General features: G+C 56.6%; 15 protein-coding genes. 10 read left to right on the top strand and 5 right to left on the bottom strand.

What is annotated here, in order from left to right; genetic code table 11:
* Genes VI895_11910 through VI895_11885 form a run of 6 tightly spaced genes read left to right on the top strand, consistent with a single transcriptional unit; the run spans position 1 to position 7,365 of the window.
* On the top strand, positions 1 to 2,628 hold the full coding sequence (locus VI895_11910) for a pitrilysin family protein (GenBank protein HLG20504.1): 2,628 nt from the start codon (positions 1 to 3) through the stop codon (positions 2,626 to 2,628).
* On the top strand, positions 2,625 to 3,005 hold the full coding sequence (locus tag VI895_11905) for a hypothetical protein (GenBank protein HLG20503.1): 381 nt from the start codon (positions 2,625 to 2,627) through the stop codon (positions 3,003 to 3,005). Before VI895_11910 ends, VI895_11905 begins: the two co-directional genes overlap by 4 nt.
* Before the next feature lie 59 nt (positions 3,006 to 3,064).
* Complete coding sequence (locus tag VI895_11900) at positions 3,065 to 4,585, top strand: peptide ABC transporter substrate-binding protein (GenBank protein HLG20502.1); 1,521 nt, start codon at positions 3,065 to 3,067, stop codon at positions 4,583 to 4,585.
* A gap of 27 nt (positions 4,586 to 4,612) precedes the next feature.
* The gene (locus VI895_11895; protein ID HLG20501.1) at positions 4,613 to 4,774 is read left to right on the top strand and encodes a hypothetical protein; all 162 of its coding nucleotides are present in this window, start codon (positions 4,613 to 4,615) and stop codon (positions 4,772 to 4,774) included.
* A gap of 45 nt (positions 4,775 to 4,819) precedes the next feature.
* Entirely contained in the window at positions 4,820 to 6,193 is a 1,374-nt protein-coding gene (locus VI895_11890; protein HLG20500.1) for a pyridoxal-phosphate dependent enzyme, read from the top strand.
* The gene (locus VI895_11885; GenBank protein HLG20499.1) at positions 6,190 to 7,365 is read left to right on the top strand and encodes a cystathionine gamma-synthase; all 1,176 of its coding nucleotides are present in this window, start codon (positions 6,190 to 6,192) and stop codon (positions 7,363 to 7,365) included. The genes VI895_11890 and VI895_11885 overlap by 4 nt, the downstream gene beginning before the upstream one ends.
* A 313-nt stretch (positions 7,366 to 7,678) precedes the next feature.
* Here the strand turns inward: VI895_11885 and ispH are convergent, their stop codons facing one another.
* The gene (gene ispH, locus VI895_11880) at positions 7,679 to 8,650 is read right to left on the bottom strand and encodes a 4-hydroxy-3-methylbut-2-enyl diphosphate reductase (protein ID HLG20498.1); all 972 of its coding nucleotides are present in this window, start codon (positions 8,648 to 8,650) and stop codon (positions 7,679 to 7,681) included.
* Between the two features lie 6 nt (positions 8,651 to 8,656).
* On the opposite strand from ispH, the gene VI895_11875 reads away from it, so the two are divergent.
* On the top strand, positions 8,657 to 9,580 hold the full coding sequence (locus VI895_11875) for a HEAT repeat domain-containing protein (protein HLG20497.1): 924 nt from the start codon (positions 8,657 to 8,659) through the stop codon (positions 9,578 to 9,580).
* Here VI895_11875 and VI895_11870 read toward each other — a convergent pair.
* Together VI895_11870 and bamC are read right to left on the bottom strand one after the other, a co-directional pair.
* Positions 9,574 to 11,109 (bottom strand): serine/threonine-protein kinase, encoded by a 1,536-nt coding sequence (locus VI895_11870; protein HLG20496.1) that lies wholly within the window; start codon positions 11,107 to 11,109, stop codon positions 9,574 to 9,576. The genes VI895_11875 and VI895_11870 overlap by 7 nt on opposite strands.
* Before the next feature lie 15 nt (positions 11,110 to 11,124).
* The gene (gene bamC, locus VI895_11865; protein HLG20495.1) at positions 11,125 to 11,637 is read right to left on the bottom strand and encodes an outer membrane protein assembly factor BamC; all 513 of its coding nucleotides are present in this window, start codon (positions 11,635 to 11,637) and stop codon (positions 11,125 to 11,127) included.
* Positions 11,638 to 11,757: 120 nt separating this feature from the next.
* Here bamC and VI895_11860 point away from each other — a divergent pair, with 120 nt between their 5' ends.
* On the top strand, positions 11,758 to 12,039 hold the full coding sequence (locus VI895_11860) for an HU family DNA-binding protein (protein ID HLG20494.1): 282 nt from the start codon (positions 11,758 to 11,760) through the stop codon (positions 12,037 to 12,039).
* Between the two features lie 122 nt (positions 12,040 to 12,161).
* On the opposite strand, the gene VI895_11855 is transcribed toward VI895_11860, so the two are convergent.
* Positions 12,162 to 13,817 carry a sigma 54-interacting transcriptional regulator gene (locus VI895_11855; protein ID HLG20493.1) on the bottom strand — a complete coding sequence of 552 codons (1,656 nt, stop codon included), beginning with the start codon at positions 13,815 to 13,817 and terminating at the stop codon, positions 12,162 to 12,164.
* Positions 13,818 to 13,861: 44 nt separating this feature from the next.
* Complete coding sequence (locus VI895_11850; GenBank protein HLG20492.1) at positions 13,862 to 14,143, bottom strand: HU family DNA-binding protein; 282 nt, start codon at positions 14,141 to 14,143, stop codon at positions 13,862 to 13,864.
* A gap of 132 nt (positions 14,144 to 14,275) precedes the next feature.
* Between VI895_11850 and VI895_11845 the strand changes: the two genes are divergently transcribed.
* Both VI895_11845 and VI895_11840 read left to right on the top strand, forming a co-directional pair.
* Positions 14,276 to 14,725, top strand: coding sequence for a hypothetical protein (locus VI895_11845; protein ID HLG20491.1), 450 nt, complete (start codon positions 14,276 to 14,278; stop codon positions 14,723 to 14,725).
* Positions 14,726 to 14,732: 7 nt separating this feature from the next.
* A partial coding sequence (locus VI895_11840; GenBank protein ID HLG20490.1) for an aromatic amino acid lyase occupies positions 14,733 to 15,083 on the top strand: 351 nt, incomplete at its 3' end.

The following is a 15,083-nucleotide window of genomic DNA, read 5'->3' as shown; positions in this document are numbered from 1 at the left end:
TTGCTGACGGGCGTTGAAAAGCGAAAACTCGGGAACGGCCTTACGGTTCTCGTAAAACCGGACCGCCGATTGCCTCTCGCGTGTGTTCTGACCTGGGTCGGTGTCGGATATTTCAACGAACCGGACGAACTGACCGGAATTTCGCACTACATCGAACATCTTTTCTTTAAGGGGACGCCCAAGCGCGGCGTCGGGATCATCGCGCAGGAGACCAAGGCGATCGGCGGGTATTTAAACGCGTCGACGATTTACGACCATACGTACTATTTCACCGTGGTTCCGTCCGGCAGCGTGAACCAGGCGCTGGATATCCAGTCCGATGCGCTGCTTAACCCGCTCTTCGATGCCGAAGAAATGACGCGGGAGAAGGAGGTCGTCATCGAGGAGCTGAAGCGAAAATACGACAATCCCAATCCGTACGCTTGGGAAAAGCTTCTCGAGATGGCGTTCGAAAGACATCGAATCAGGCGGTGGCGAATGGGGAGGGAAGAGGAGATTCGCCGGTTCAGCCGCGATGCGGTCGTGGAATATTACAATCGTTATTACCGCCCCGCCAACATCACATTGGTCGTTGTGGGGGACGTGAATCAGAAATCGGTGATGGCGGAGGTCGAACGGCGGTATGGAATGATGCCGGAGGGGAACGTACGGCACGAGGTTTCGCCGGTCGAACCGGTGCAAAAAGAGCCGAAGATGTCCCGTCTCTTGGGCGACCTGTCCCGGGTTTTGGTGAAGATGGGATTTCAATCTCCGCCGATCACGCATCCGGACTACTACGCCATGACGTTCTTGAGCACGCTTTTGGGACGGGGTCGGAGTTCACGTCTCTACCGCTCGCTTCGGGAGGAAAAAGGGATCGTCGATTCGATCGGATCATCGCTTTATGCGTCGAAGGACGTCGGGTTTTTCACGATGGAAGCCGAACTCAAACCGGAAAAGATCGCCGTTTGCGAGGAGGAGCTGTGGGTGGAAATGGAGCGGCTTCGGCGGGACCCTCCATCGATCGAGGAGGTCTCCAAAATCCGGAACATCATCGAAGCCAATTTCTTTTCCGAACGAGAGGATGTGATGGGCCAGGCGTACGGATTGGCTTTTTTTGAGTCGCTCGGAGGGTACCCAAAAGCGGTGGAGTACGTGCAGAAGATGCGAGCGGTGACGCCCGCGGAAGTGGTTCGCGTGGCGGAGCAATATTGCGCGTTCTCCATGATGAATCTCTTGGAATACGTGCCGAAATCGGTGGGTCAGGGTGCGAAGGTGGACGACCGGCTCGAGAATTTGCGCAAGCGGGTCTCCGGATTGGTGGAAAAGCTGGGTCCGGTGATGAAACCCGCGAGCGCTCCGAAGGCTCCGGAGCTTCAGTTGCCCCAAGGCGTGACGGAGCCGATCGGCCGAGGGATCGAGGCCATTCCGCTGGACGGAGGGGGGACGCTTCTTCATCTGCGGACGGGAGCCTTGCCTCTCGCCACAATCGCCGTCTATTTCCCCGGGGGACGTCTGGATGAAACGGTCGACAACTGCGGGATCACGCAGTTCGTTCTTCGTTCGACGCTCAAGGGAACGGAAAATCGGACGGCGGATGAAATCGCGTTTGAAATGGAGTCGTTGGGAAGCTCGATTCAGGTGGAATCGACGGCGGATCTTTTCGGATATTCGACCAACGTGCTTTCTCGAAACCTGGAAACGGCGATGGATCTTCTCTGCGATGTCATGCTTCGGCCGACGTTGCCCGAAGCCGAGATCGAAAAGGAGCGGACGTCGGCCTTGGCGAAGATTCAGAGAATTCGGGACGACATGTTTCGATACCCGATCGAGCTCTTCTATCAGTCACTCTTCGGCCTTCACCCGTACGGCCTCCCCCGCCAGGGAACGGAGGCATCGGTGCGCAACTTCTCGCGAAAACAATTGTGGGAGTGGTACTCGGAGACGTTTACGTGGAAGAAAATGGTTGTGGCGATCGTCGGGGACGTCGAACGGGAGCGGGCGATCGAACTGGTTCGCAGGCGATTTTCGGTTACGGGCGACGCCGACCTGGAGCCGAGGGCGCAGCTCTTTCCCGTCGTTCCCAACCGCGGAATGAGAGAAAAGGTCGAAACGCGCGACCGGAAGCAGACGGGGGTTGTCCTCGGATTCAACGGCGTCAGTCTTCGGGACGACCGTTATTTCGCATTGGAAGTCCTGCGGAACCATCTTTCGGGGATGGGAGGGTCACTGTTCCACGAGCTCCGGGAAAGGAGGGCGCTGGCCTATACGGTCACGGCATTCAACATAGGCCTGATGCGCGGAGGGGCATTCTTCACCTATGTTGGCTGTTCGCCGGAAAAAGAGAAAGATGTACGGGATCTCTTGATGTTCGAGTTGGAGCGGACGAAGAGGCGCGCTCCCACGGCAGAAGAGGTTCGGACGGCGAAGGCGTACACGCGCGGCAGCCACGCCATCGGACTTCAGGGAAACCGCGCGATCGCCTACGCGTATCTGCAACAATTCATCACCGGTCGGGGGTTACAGGCGGTTACGGAATACGATCGGTACATCGACGCGGTTACTCCCGAGCGGGTGCGCGCCGCCGCCGCGGACGTGTTCGATCTTGAAAATTGTGCGATCGGGATCGTTCGAGGAGAGGCCGCGTGAAGCTCGACCAGTTTGGGGATCCGAATCGTCTGTTCAGCGTCGTCCTTTTTTTGCAACCGGCGGACGTCGAGCCGAACCGGGAGGAGATCGAAAATGTGGGCAAACAACGAAATGTCCAGCTGGTCGTTCAACCGTGCGCGTTTGAAGGGATCGAGTTTCTCTACCGCGTTGCGGACGACTTAATCGGGCATTCGGTCAGCATGGATAAAGATATCTTTTGGCAAGCGATCGAACTGAAGAAAGGAACTTCGCCCGACATCTTTAAGAAAATTTCCCAAAATCACCATGAGTACTTATGTGCGATTCTCGAACAAGATGTGAGCCGCGTCCGAAAGGCCCGCAAGGCGCTCGAATCGTTGGCTACGCATTTTGCCTAGCTCTCGGTTTCGCGGCGATTGCAGCGGGCGATCAAAAGGCGCCGGCGCCCGCGCCGGCGGTGGCAAGCGCACCGAAGCGGGTCTATCGCGTCGCCGTGGCCGGCCCGATCGAAACATTCGATCCGGTCGCCGCGGAAACCAACGCGGAACTCCTGCTTGTTTCGAATCTTGTGGAGCCGCTTCTCTTTCGGGATCCCCAAACCGGGAACGTCCTACCTCTAGCCGCCGAAAGCTACACGGTCTCGGATGACGGACTTCGGATCAAATTTCTGCTTCGGGCCGATCTTTTTTGGTCGAACGGCGAAAAGGTAAAGGCCGAGGATTTCGTTTATTCGCTCCGGAGACTTCTCTCTGCATCGACCGACGCCTGGGTGGCCGACTTTTTGACGTCGATCAAGGGGGCTGAGGACTATCACGAGGGGGCGATAATGCTCCCGGCACAGCTGGGAATTCGGACCGACGGCGACCGAACCGTGATTTTCGACCTGAGCTCGCCTAATGCATTTTTGCTCGATTTTCTCACACAGCCGGCCACGGCTCCGGTTCACCGGGAAATGCTCGAACGACATCCCACAAATTGGTGGCGCCCGGAGAATTGGGTTGGAAGCGGGCCTTTCTTGCCGGCCGCAAAAGGGGAACTTGTTCACATCCTCAAAAAGAATCCGCATCATCGCTGGGCCGGAAGAATCCAGCTCGGTGAAGTGCACGTACATCTGGTTGCCAGCCGAGAAGAAGGAACGCAGATGTTTTTGGACGGCCAGGTCGATCAGTTCGGCTATCGGGATTTTTCGGTCCAGCGAAACGATTTTTTGAAATTCGCTTCGAAAAAAGGTCTGGTGTACCAGCCTGATCTAAGCACAGTCTTTCTCCGCGTTAATCCGCGGCGGGCGCCGACCAGTCAACTCAAACTTCGAATGGCGCTTGCCATGGCGATCGATCGCGAATTATTCGCGGCCAGCGTGGGTAAAGAAGGGCAGAAAGCCGCGCTATCGATTCTTCCGGAGGGGATCAAGAGCTACGAAGCTCCGCGAGGTTTTCTGTTCAATGTGCCGGGGGCCCGGAAGATTCTTCGAGATCTCGGTTATTGCACCAAAGGGATCGCCTTGGCCGGATGCAAGCCGCCCCCCGCATTCGAGATGGTCCACCGGGAGGGGTTGGATGTCCGGAAAATCGCTCTGGCTTTGGCGGCTATTTGGAAGCGGGAGCTCGGAATCTCGGTCAACGTGACGGAAAAACTGCCCGAAGAGTTTCTGCACATCATAAAGAGCGGTGAATATGCAGTGGCTCTGGACGATGTGTCGGTCCTGCCCGAGCGGCCGTTCGGATTTTTGGACGCCTTCCGTTCCGACGGGCCGTCGAGAAAAGTTTTCAATCGGCTGCTCAATTCCGCGGACAACGCTCCGAATTGGACGGAGGCGAAAGGTAATCTGCGGCGGGCCGAAGCCCTTTTGTTAGGTGAAGGGGAGGTGATTCCTCTTTATTACGATGCGATCGCCGTGGCGGTTTCCCCGCGCGTCAAAGGGTACACGCCGAACATTTGGGATCAGCATCCGTTCGCCAATATTTCGATCTCGCCTTAGTCCAACTCCGTTGCGTTAGAAGAGAGAATGCTGGAGAGCCTTTGGTTCCGCGGGACGCCGTCCGATCGGCTTTACGCGCCGATCGGCGGCTCGGCTCTCGGCCGTCTCGTCATTAGATCCATTGATGAGACGGCCTCCGAGACGCCCGCGTCGCCAAAGGCTCTCCCTCATTCTCTCCGCATCGCATGACGAAAGATGAGTTCCGATTTCGGCTGAGGTATAAAAGATCCAACCGTGGCTAAGATATATGAGAACATTTTGGAGTGTGTGGGGCAGACGCCGATTGTAAAGCTTCACAAACTGGGCGCGGATATGCCGCATAAGTTCTACGCGAAGCTGGAGTTTTTGAATCCGGGGGCGTCGATCAAGGATCGAATCGCTCTGCAAATCGTGGAAGACGCCGAGGCTTCGGGAGAACTCAAGCCGGGCGGAACGATCATCGAATGTACGTCCGGAAACACCGGCATGGGGCTCGCGATGGTCGGCGCGGTGAAAGGATACCAGTGCGTCTTTGTCATGCCGGACAAAGTTTCGGACGAAAAGATCAAAGCGCTTCGTGCCTTCGGAGCGCGAGTCATCACAACGCCGACGGCCGTCGAGCCCGATGACCCGCGCAGTTATTACTCCGTCGCCAAGCGTCTTTCTCAGGAAATCCCGAACGCATTTTACTCAAACCAGTACCACAACCCTTCCAACGCGAAGGCGCACTACCGAATGACCGGTCCGGAGATTTGGGATCAGATGGGAGATAAAATCGATTATTTGGTCGTGGCCACCGGAACCGGCGGAACCATCAGCGGCACGACAAAATTCCTTAAAGAAAAGAACTCGAAAATGAAATCGCTTTGTGTCGACCCCGAGGGATCGGTGTTTTACGAGTATTTCAAAACCGGGAAACTGGTGAAAGTTTTAACGACTTATAAGGTGGAAGGATTCGGAGAAGACTTTCTTCCCGGGGCCATCGACTTCAAAATGATCGATGAGATGGTTCAAGTGAACGACAAAGAATGTTTTCAAACCGCGCGCGATCTGGCGAAAAAGGAAGGACTCTTCGTGGGCGGGTCTTGTGGCGGCGCCGTGGCGGGAGCCTTGAAGTTTGCGAAGAGTCTTTCCGGCAAGAAAACGTTTCTCATTCTTCTACCGGACAGCGGTTCGCGGTACCTCTCGAAGTTTTACGACGACGGGTGGATGCGTGAAAACCGTTTCCTGGAAGATCGGCGTTCGGTCGGATCGGTGCGGGACGTCTTGGGAAGTCGCTACGGGAAGGTCATTTCGGCGGAACGGGGAGCCAACGTCCGAGAGGTCGTAGCGATGATGAAGAAAAGTTCGATTTCCCAGCTTCCGGTTTTGGATCGCGGAAAACTGGTCGGCCTGATCAGCGAGGTGGACCTCTTGAATGCCATGCTGAAGGATGTGGAGGCGGCCGATCGAGCGATCGACAAGTACGTGGACCAGGACTTTAAAATCTTGGATCCCACCGCCGGGATCGGCGAATTGGGTCCGGCATTCCGTGAAGGAAAGATCGTGATCGTCAGCGATAACGGCAAGGTCGTCGGGATCGTCACGAAGATCGATTTGGTCGATTACCTTTCGGCAAGAGTTCAATGAAGGACGAAGCCCGCTTCGAAACCCGTGCGATTCACGTGGGCCAGGCTCCCGACCCGTCCACCGGAGCCGTCATCCAGCCGATTTACCAGACAAGCACATATGCTCAGTCGGCTCCCGGAGAACACAAAGGATACGACTACTCCCGGACGCGAAATCCGACGCGCGAAGCGTTGGAACGATGCTTGGCGTCCCTGGAGGGAGGGAAGCATGGCGCCGCGTTCTCTTCCGGAATGGGAGCGGCCGCGACACTGCTTCATCTTTTGGAGGAGGGAAGTCATGTCGTCTGTTGTGACGACGTGTACGGCGGGACCTACCGGCTCTTTTCAAAGGTTTTGCATCGGCGAAATTACACCTTTTCGTTCGTGGATTTAACGAATCCGAAGGCGTTCGATGACACCGTTACGGCCAAAACCCGAATGGTCTGGATCGAGACGCCGACGAACCCCTTGCTTAAACTGATCGACATCGAGGCGATCTGTTCCAAAGCGCGCAAAAAGAAAATCTTATCGGTCGTCGACAATACATTCGCCAGTCCGTATTTGCAGAATCCGCTCGCGTTGGGCGCCGATATCGTTCTTCACTCCACGACGAAGTATATCGGCGGCCATTCGGACGTCGTGGGTGGAGCGGTGGCCGTTGGCGACGATGCTCTGGCCGAGCGGATCCGCTTTCTTCAGAACTCGATCGGCGCCGTTCCCGGTCCGTTCGATGCCTGGCTTACGTTGCGGGGACTTAAGACGCTGGCGCTTCGGATGGAGCGGCATACGGCCAATGCAAAAGCGATTGTCACGTTCTTGGAGAAGCATCCGAAAGTGGAACAGGTGTTTTACCCCGGACTCGCCTCCCATCCGCAACATGCCCTGGCGAAAAAACAGATGAAAGATTTCGGCGGAATGATCAGCGCGCGGCTCAAGTTAAATCTTCAACAGACAAAAAAGTTTCTCTCGTCACTGAAGATCTTCACGCTCGCGGAAAGTTTGGGGGGTGTCGAGTCTCTCATTGAGCACCCCGCCATCATGACGCACGCGAGCCTTCCGCCGGACGTAAGGGGAAAACTTGGCATAACGGACGGATTTATCCGGCTTTCGGTAGGAATTGAACACGCCGACGATCTCTTGAACGATCTTCGGGCAGCTCTTGATCATCGGGCGGACGATTCCGTTCGGTTTTAGTTTTCGTTTGGGATCAAAACGCACCCAGCGGTGCGTTTTGTCGGTGTCAAAACGATTCCATTCTGCACACCGATGGCCACGTAACTAATCGATATTACTGAAACTCAAAATTCAAGATCGGTGGCACAATCGCTGCACATCACAAGATCAAACACGGGGAAGCGGGGGCTTCCGGGTTATGGAGAGACTGGCGGGAGTCCCCAACTTTTTTGAAGTAAGAGGGAAATGAGGTTGCCCTGACAGCGGTACGTTGGGGGTCGTCAGGAATCGAAGGGACCGGGAATCTTCGGAAGAGGGTTCCCGGTTTACTTTTTTAGCCCGCCGCCGCCGTCGGAAGCAGGCGCAGCTCTTGACTGTCGACCAATTGGGTCAGCTCCGTGGGCAAAGCGAAATTGACGTCTTCCTGAATGAGGTCGAGTTCCTCGGTCTTGGCACCCTGTTGTTCCAACCAACGGATAACTTCCTGGACGATATATTCGGGTGCGGATGCACCCGCCGTCAGGCCGATCGCTTCCGTTCCTTCTAACCACTTCGGGTCAATTTCGGCCGCCCGATCGATGAGATGCGCCTCCACGCCCAAGGCTTCGGCGACCTCGCAAAGTCGAACGGAATTGGAGCTGTTTTGCGAGCCGACGACCAGCAACAGGTGGATTCCTTGGCTGACCAGCGCTTTTACGGCGTCTTGGCGATTCTGCGTGGCGTAACAAATATCATCCTTCGCGGGTGTCTCCAGTTTAGGGAACCGTTTACGAAGCGCGTCGATGATGATGCTGGCCTCGTCCACGCTTAACGTCGTCTGTGTGAGAGCGACGACCTTGTTCGGATTGGGAACCTGAACTCTGTCCGCCTCTTCCGCCGAGCCGACGACATGGATTATTTCCGGAGCCTCGCCCAACGTACCTTGCACTTCGTCGTGATCCTCGTGGCCGATCAGGAGAATCGAATACCCTTGCTTGCGGAACCGGTGGACCTCGGCGTGAACTTTTGTCACCAGCGGGCAGGTGGCGTCGATGACATGAAGGTTCCGGTCCGAGGCCTGTTTGCGAACCTCCGGCGATACGCCGTGGGCGCTGAACACCACCAGGCTGCCGGAAGGGGCTTCGTCCAGGGCATCGATGAACTCGACGCCTCGGGCCCGAAATTGGGCGACGACGGCCTGATTGTGAACAATCTCCTTGCGGACGTACAATGGGGTTCCGAAGTGTTGAAGCGCGATTTCAACGGTGTCGATGGCGCGCACCACACCGGCGCAAAATCCGCGGGGCCTGGAGAGGAGAACTTTCATCGAATCATGACGTATCTCAGAAAACGACTCATCTTTCAAGCGAGCCTCATCGGGTTCGTCTTGGCGACCTTCGTCCCGAAAGGCTTTTCGCAACAGGAATCGGAAGAGCCGATTCGTTTCGGGGATCCAGAGACGTTTCTCCCGATTCCGGAAGAGAGCACGCCGACGCCCACCCCCACACCCGCGCCGGCAAAGCCCGGCCCAAAAGTGACTCCGCAACCTACGGCGACACCCGTGGCCACGCCGAAGAGTTCGGCCGAGCGGGTTCGCGAAATCATCGCCTCGGTTCCTCCGGGGGACGAATATCCGAACCAATTTTCGGACCTGGTTGCCATTGGGGAAGAGGCGGTTCCGCCGCTGGCGGAAATTTACGTCGACGCATCGGCTCTTTGGCAGTCCAGATGGATCGCCGGAATGGCTCTGGGCCGCCTAGGGGGTGAAGAGGCCCGCCTGGCTTTGGAGAAAGGGCTTAAAGATCCGCTCTTTTTGGTTCGATTGGCGGCGGCGCAGGCGCTCGGCAAGATGAAAGATCCGCAGGCCGCGCCACGTTTGCGAGAAGCTTTATCGGACAAGGCGATGGTGGTTCGCTCGGCCGTGGTCGACGCAATGGCAGAGCTTAAGGACCGAGAAGCGGTATCCCTCCTTCGCGCGGAACTCGTGTCGCCTAGGAGTTTCTATCGAGGGCGGAGTCTTTGGATACGGGAACACATTCTGGAAGCCTTGGTTTCCATCGGAGGCGAAGAGGCCGCAGAGACGCTCTTGGTCGTGCTGAAAGAAGAGGATCCTGTGCTGCTCGAACGCGGATGTTCCGCTCTCGCGCAACTCGTGCCGGAAGCCCCGCCGGCGAAGGAATTGAATCTCTCTCCGCACGATTGCGCGAAACAATGGATTGCGTGGTTCGAGTCGAAAAAGACTCCACCGGCTCAATGAAGCTTCTGGATGCTCTCGATGGTAATCGCTTTGGGTTGATCCCGGATCGAGTACGAAATCTGATAACCGTCCTGGTTCAGCGACCAAGACCCGGGCCGCTCGGGGTTGAGCTGCGCCGCGGAGGGATGCGGGTCGAAGGAAAGATCCAACGTTCGATCGCGAACTCGCTCGAACGTCTCAAACGGCAGCGCATTCATCTGTTTTTGGACAGCGAACGAAAGCTGTAATGCATAGAGCGGTTCCGGCACTTCGGGCAGTGCCAGATCGAGAATCGTCGGCTGAGCACTTGGTTCCGTCGTACGAAATTGCTGCACCCAGTACACGGCTCGGACGATCTGCCGATCGTAAAGCCGGAAGAGGTGCTTTGGAGAAAATTTCCAAAAAAATGCGCCTACCAGTGCGACCGTCGCCAGAGCCGCGGCCATTCGCGGAACCCAGTCGGGTAAAGACCAGCGAATCGCCGGCCGGCGCTTTCGCCGGATCGGGACAATTCCTTCACTGCTGGCCTGCACCGTGTCCGCTATGGCCTGGTCGATGCCACCCGCGAACAGGTCTTTGGCGGTGACTTTTTTGGACGCCGCCACGGCGGGGACTTCATCCGGTGTGATCCCAAAAATGGTTCGCACAAAAGCCGCGAGGTCCGCTTCCGTGACATTGCCAAATCGGTCCTTCTGAAACGCTTCGAGAGCGGAAGCGAACTCGGCGGCGGTTTGAAAGCGCTTTCGCGGCTTTTTCTCCAACGCCTGCATCACGATCGCTGCGAGATCCCGTGGAATCTTTTTGTTCACCGCCGATGGATCGCGGATCTCGCCGTTTCGCACCCGTTCCAACAGCTTGATGTCGGTTTCAGCCTGGAAGCAGCTTTCCAGCGTCAGCATTTCCCACAGAACGATACCCGAGGAATAAATGTCGGTCCGGACGTCGACGTCCTCGCCCTGGGCCTGCTCCGGCGACATGTAACTGAATTTGCCCTTCAAGATTCCGGCCTGCGTCTCACTCGCCATCGAAGCCGCTTTGGCGATACCGAAATCGAGAATCTTCACCTGACCCCAGAGCGAGACGATGATGTTTTGGGGGGAGATATCCCGATGAATGATTTGAAGGGGACGGTCGAAGTTGTCCCGTTTGTTGTGGGCGTGATCGAGTCCCGCCAATACTTGGCGGAGAATGAACAGAACCATCGGGATCGGTAGGTCGGCCTTACGGGTCTTGGCCCGGATCATGATCGACTTGAGATCCTTTCCCCGCACGTACTCCATGGCGAGGAAGTAGTCACCATCGATGATTCCAAAATCGAGGACGGGGACGATGTTGGGTTGCGAAAGCCCGACCGTGAGCCGCGCTTCGTTCACGAGCATATTGATCAGTTTTTTGTCCTGGGAGAACTGGGGAAGAATCCGCTTGATGGCGACGACGATGTTGGGGTTGCCTAGATACTCCGCCTTATAGACTTCGGCCATGCCCCCCATTCCGAGCTTGGAGACCAGCGTGTATTTTCCAAAACGGCGAGTGGGGGACGCAGACGTCATCCGGTCCGAGTATTTTTACTTATTCGCTCCGCTTTTTCGGGCGGCCAACTGGGTTTCAATTTCCGCCAAAAGGCCGCCTTCTTTCGCGCGGGAGCTTTCCGTCGGGAGCCATTGGTACAGGGAACCGGTGAAATCGGTCCCTGCCGTCACGGAGTCGGAATAATATTGTTCCTCGTTGCTCACTTTAACTTCCACTCCCGACCTCGACGGCCGAAGGTGGAGCGTCAATTTGAAACGAATGTTGTACGGGATTCGCGTGTCGCCGTATCCGGAATACAGACGGTCCGATTTTCCCAGAATCCAATCGGTCGTGATGGCGCCGCTGTCGCGGGAAGCACTGCCGACCGTATATTTCTTGGATTGAAGCGCGGAGAGGGTCGCATTCCATACGTCGCCGTAGCTCCCGACGAACGATTTCTTCGTCGGTTCGGACGTGGCGGGGAGGATCCCCGGTTCATTGAACTCTTTCGGCGCGCAGGATGGGAGAATGAAGAAAAGGCAGAACCAAAAAAGGTGTTGTGATTTCATAGGTGAAGATCGGAATTATCGCATTCGCCGGTTCCATGGGCAAGAGAAGGCCAATCTCGCGGGAGCTGCTTGACAGGAGTCGATTTGCTCCGGTATACCGCATGCTTTCCCGGAGGATGTATGACGAAACAGGAATTGATCGAGAAGATCGCGACCAATCACAAACATCGCAGCATTTCCAAGGCCGCCGCCTCCGATTTGGTCGAAAGCCTGTTCGATAATCTCTCGCTCGCCATTCGGCGCGGCAAACGATTTACCTATCCCGGGTTCGGAACCTTCGCGGTCAAGAAGCGCAAGGAGCGCAAAGGCCGAAATCCCCAGAGCGGCGAAGAGATGATGATCCCGGCTTCCAAGACCGTCGTCTTCCGGGCTTCAGCCAATCTCAAACAAGATCTGAAGTAGAAATCGTAGCGTTACGGGCTCCGGTCTCGGCGTGCACCCCCATTGCTGCGCCGTTTGCTCGCAATGGGGACCCCCGCCTCGCCACCCGCAACGCTACGTAAAAAAATGTTTGACTGAAGCGCCTAATCTTCCTGAATATTATACTTTCGAATCTTCTCGTGGAGCGTCGATTTCGCGATGCCGAGGACTTTCGCCGTGGCCTTCTTGTTCCAACGATTCCGTCGGAGTTCCGTGAGGATGCGATCGCGTTCCACGTCTTTGAGGGAACGGGAAACGGCCGCCGGTCCCTCGTCTTCATTAAAATCATGTGCCGTCAGATCGCGTACACCCAGGGGAGTGAATTGCAGGTCGCCGGGGCCGATCGTGTCGGTTTTGCATTCGAGTACCGCCCGGCTGATCACGTTCTTAAGTTCCCGAATGTTTCCGGGCCAGGGATAGTCGACCAGGCGGTCCATCGCCGCGGGCTCCACTTTCTTGAGCGCCCTCGATTTACTGGACGCGAGCTCCTGTTTGAGGAAGTGGTTGACCAGCAAGGGAATATCCTCGGGCCGCTCCCTCAACGGCGGCAGCTTGATCGGCACGACGAACAATCGAAAGAATAAATCCTCCCTAAATTTTCCTTTTCGGACCTCTCCGGCGAGATCGCGATTGGTGGCCGCGACGACGCGAACGTCCACGTCGATCAATTGCGTGCCGCCGACTCGCTTGATCTCGCCCGTTTCGAGCACGCGCAACAATTTGGGCTGGAGGTCGAGCGGAAGTTCGCCGACTTCATCGAGAAAGAGGGTGCCGCCGTTGGCCTGTTCGAAAACTCCGCGATGTTGCTGGTGCGCGGACGTAAACGCGCCTTTCTCATGGCCGAAGAGTTCGCTTTCCACCAAATCCCGCGAAATCGCTCCGCAGTTGATCGCCACGAACGACTTTCCCGAACGGCCGCTCTGGTTGTGGAGCGCCCGCGCGACAAGTTCCTTGCCCGCGCCCGTCTCTCCCTGGATGAGAACGGTCGTGTCGGAAGTCGCCACGCGCGCAATGAGGGAAAACACTTCCCGCATGCGGGGGCTGTTGGAGTGAATTCCCTCGAACTGAGAATCTTTCATCGCTTCGACGGTACGGACCTCCTGCAACGAAAAGAGCCGTAGCTTTGTTTGTCCGATTTCAATCGTCGAATTGAACGGCAGCGCGGTTTCAATCACCTTCTGCCCGTTGAGCAGCGTGCCGTTGGTGCTGCCCAGGTCCTTGAGATAGAAAATTCCCTTCCGGTTTTCGATCTTGCAATGAAACGTCGAAACGAATTCGTCCGTGATGACGATGTCGTTCGCCTTGGATTTTCCGATGGTGACGATCGATTTGCCGATGGGGTAGGGAGGGGTTCCGGTGCCCATCCGTTCCAAAAGAGCCCGCTCAAACACCAGCTCATTCTTTTCCGGCCGAAAGGAGAGGACCCGAGTGGGGTCGCGGTCGGAGAGAACGACGGTTTTCTCCTCCGGTTCTTCCACGGTGGAGCCGAAAATAATCGTCCAATTGCCGACGCGGATCTGATCGTTCGGCTTCAATTCATGACTGGTGATTCGTTTGTTGTTGACGAAGGTGCCGTTGGTGGACCGGTCCGTGGCGAGGTACTGGTCGCCTTGGCGGAGAATCGTCAGATGGACGCGGGATACCGTGGCATCGGGGAGGCAAATGTCGTTTTGATTGGACCGACCGATCGTGGTCGTTTCCTTTTTGAGGAGATATTTCATCATCTCCTCGTCCCCTTTTCGGATGGCGAGTTCGATCATCGAGGCGAACCTAACATAGCGCCTCTTGAGGCGCAAAACAGGTTCTAGCGAAGGGATTGCTTTAGTAACGGGGCGGGCCGAAACGCGATGGCTCGGCGTGCTTCAATCATGATCGGCTCGCCGGTCTTCGGATTGCGGCCCGTTCGCGCCTTGCGTTTACGCAGCGTGAAAGCACCGAAACCGGGATAGGTGAATTTGCCGTCCCGTTTGATCCCTTTGGCCAAGAGATCGAACGTGCCGTCGATCATTTCGGTAATGGCTACGCGAGAGATTCTTCGTGGCTTATTGTCTTTAAAAACGCGTTCGATCAGTTCCGCTTTGGTCATGAACTCCTCCGAATACTTCCTGCCGTTTGGAGGGCGCATCCTAGGTTGACTCCATTCGCCTTGTCAAGCGCGCTGTGCGGAGTTCCCATCTGCATTGCCCGGATGGCGGAGGTTCGTTATAAGAATGCACGCGTGTTCGGAAGACGGAAGCGGGAGGCGGTTCTCTTCCTTGCGGGAATGGGAAGTTTACTCGGTCTTTTGGTTCAATGCGGTGGCGGGGGGCTCTCTTCCAGCTCTTCCGAAATTGAGTTCGCACCGAACCCGGCCTTGGCTTCTTCCGGAACCTGTTCGAGTGAAGCTCGAATGGTGGCGCTGTCGGGATCGAGTGTCACGCTGGTTTCGCTTTGGGCCATGTTCGTCGATCCGCAGGGCCACTCCGCCCAATACACGCTGGATGCGAACCAGCTCGGATCCTTGATCGGTTCGGTCGAGCTTCCGGGACACTCGACGGTGGTGGCTCCACTTTCGTTCGACTTGGCCGGCCAAGGATTGACGGTTCCGGCGGACGGCACGGTTGTCGTGATCGGTGTCGGTAGCGCCGGGGCCACTCATTTTGTCGGCTCCCTGCGCTGTGAAAGTTGAGGAGGAAATGGAAGCAGAAATTGAGATTGGAATCGCACCGCTAACGCCCGAACAGCTTAGAGACGTCGCCGATGGATCGAGAAAGGTGCGAATCCCCGCCGCGGCTCGAGAGAGAATTCAAAACGGACGGCGCACCGTCGAGAAAATGATCGATCGAAACGACCGGCCCGTTTACAGCATTAATACCGGCTTCGGGAGTCTCAAGAACGTCCGAATTCCCAAGGATAAGCTGGACCAGTTGCAGTTGAATATCATTCGGAGCCACTCCGTCGGCGTCGGAGATCCCCTTCCGAAGTCAGTGGTTCGGGGAATGATGCTTCTTCGGGCCCATTCGCTGGCCACGGGACATTCGGGCGTT

The sequence above is a fragment of the Bdellovibrionota bacterium genome (assembly GCA_035292885.1).
Taxonomy (GTDB): Bacteria; Bdellovibrionota_G; JALEGL01; order JALEGL01; family DATDPG01; genus DATDPG01.
Note: the sequence above shows the minus strand (reverse complement) of the source record. Positions and strands in the feature narration are given on the sequence as shown.

Bases quoted from the DNA above. Each gene is read 5' to 3' on its own strand.
- VI895_11895 (HLG20501.1), top strand. From the start codon at position 4,613: ATGCTGGAGAGCCTTTGGTTCCGCGGGACGCCGTCCGATCGGCTTTAC.
- VI895_11885 (HLG20499.1), top strand. From the start codon at position 6,190: ATGAAGGACGAAGCCCGCTTCGAAACCCGTGCGATTCACGTGGGCCAG.
- ispH (HLG20498.1), bottom strand. From the start codon at position 8,650: ATGAAAGTTCTCCTCTCCAGGCCCCGCGGATTTTGCGCCGGTGTGGTG.
- VI895_11875 (HLG20497.1), top strand. From the start codon at position 8,657: ATGACGTATCTCAGAAAACGACTCATCTTTCAAGCGAGCCTCATCGGG.
- VI895_11870 (HLG20496.1), bottom strand. From the start codon at position 11,109: ATGACGTCTGCGTCCCCCACTCGCCGTTTTGGAAAATACACGCTGGTC.
- bamC (HLG20495.1), bottom strand. From the start codon at position 11,637: ATGAAATCACAACACCTTTTTTGGTTCTGCCTTTTCTTCATTCTCCCA.
- VI895_11860 (HLG20494.1), top strand. From the start codon at position 11,758: ATGACGAAACAGGAATTGATCGAGAAGATCGCGACCAATCACAAACAT.
- VI895_11855 (HLG20493.1), bottom strand. From the start codon at position 13,817: ATGATCGAACTCGCCATCCGAAAAGGGGACGAGGAGATGATGAAATAT.
- VI895_11850 (HLG20492.1), bottom strand. From the start codon at position 14,143: ATGACCAAAGCGGAACTGATCGAACGCGTTTTTAAAGACAATAAGCCA.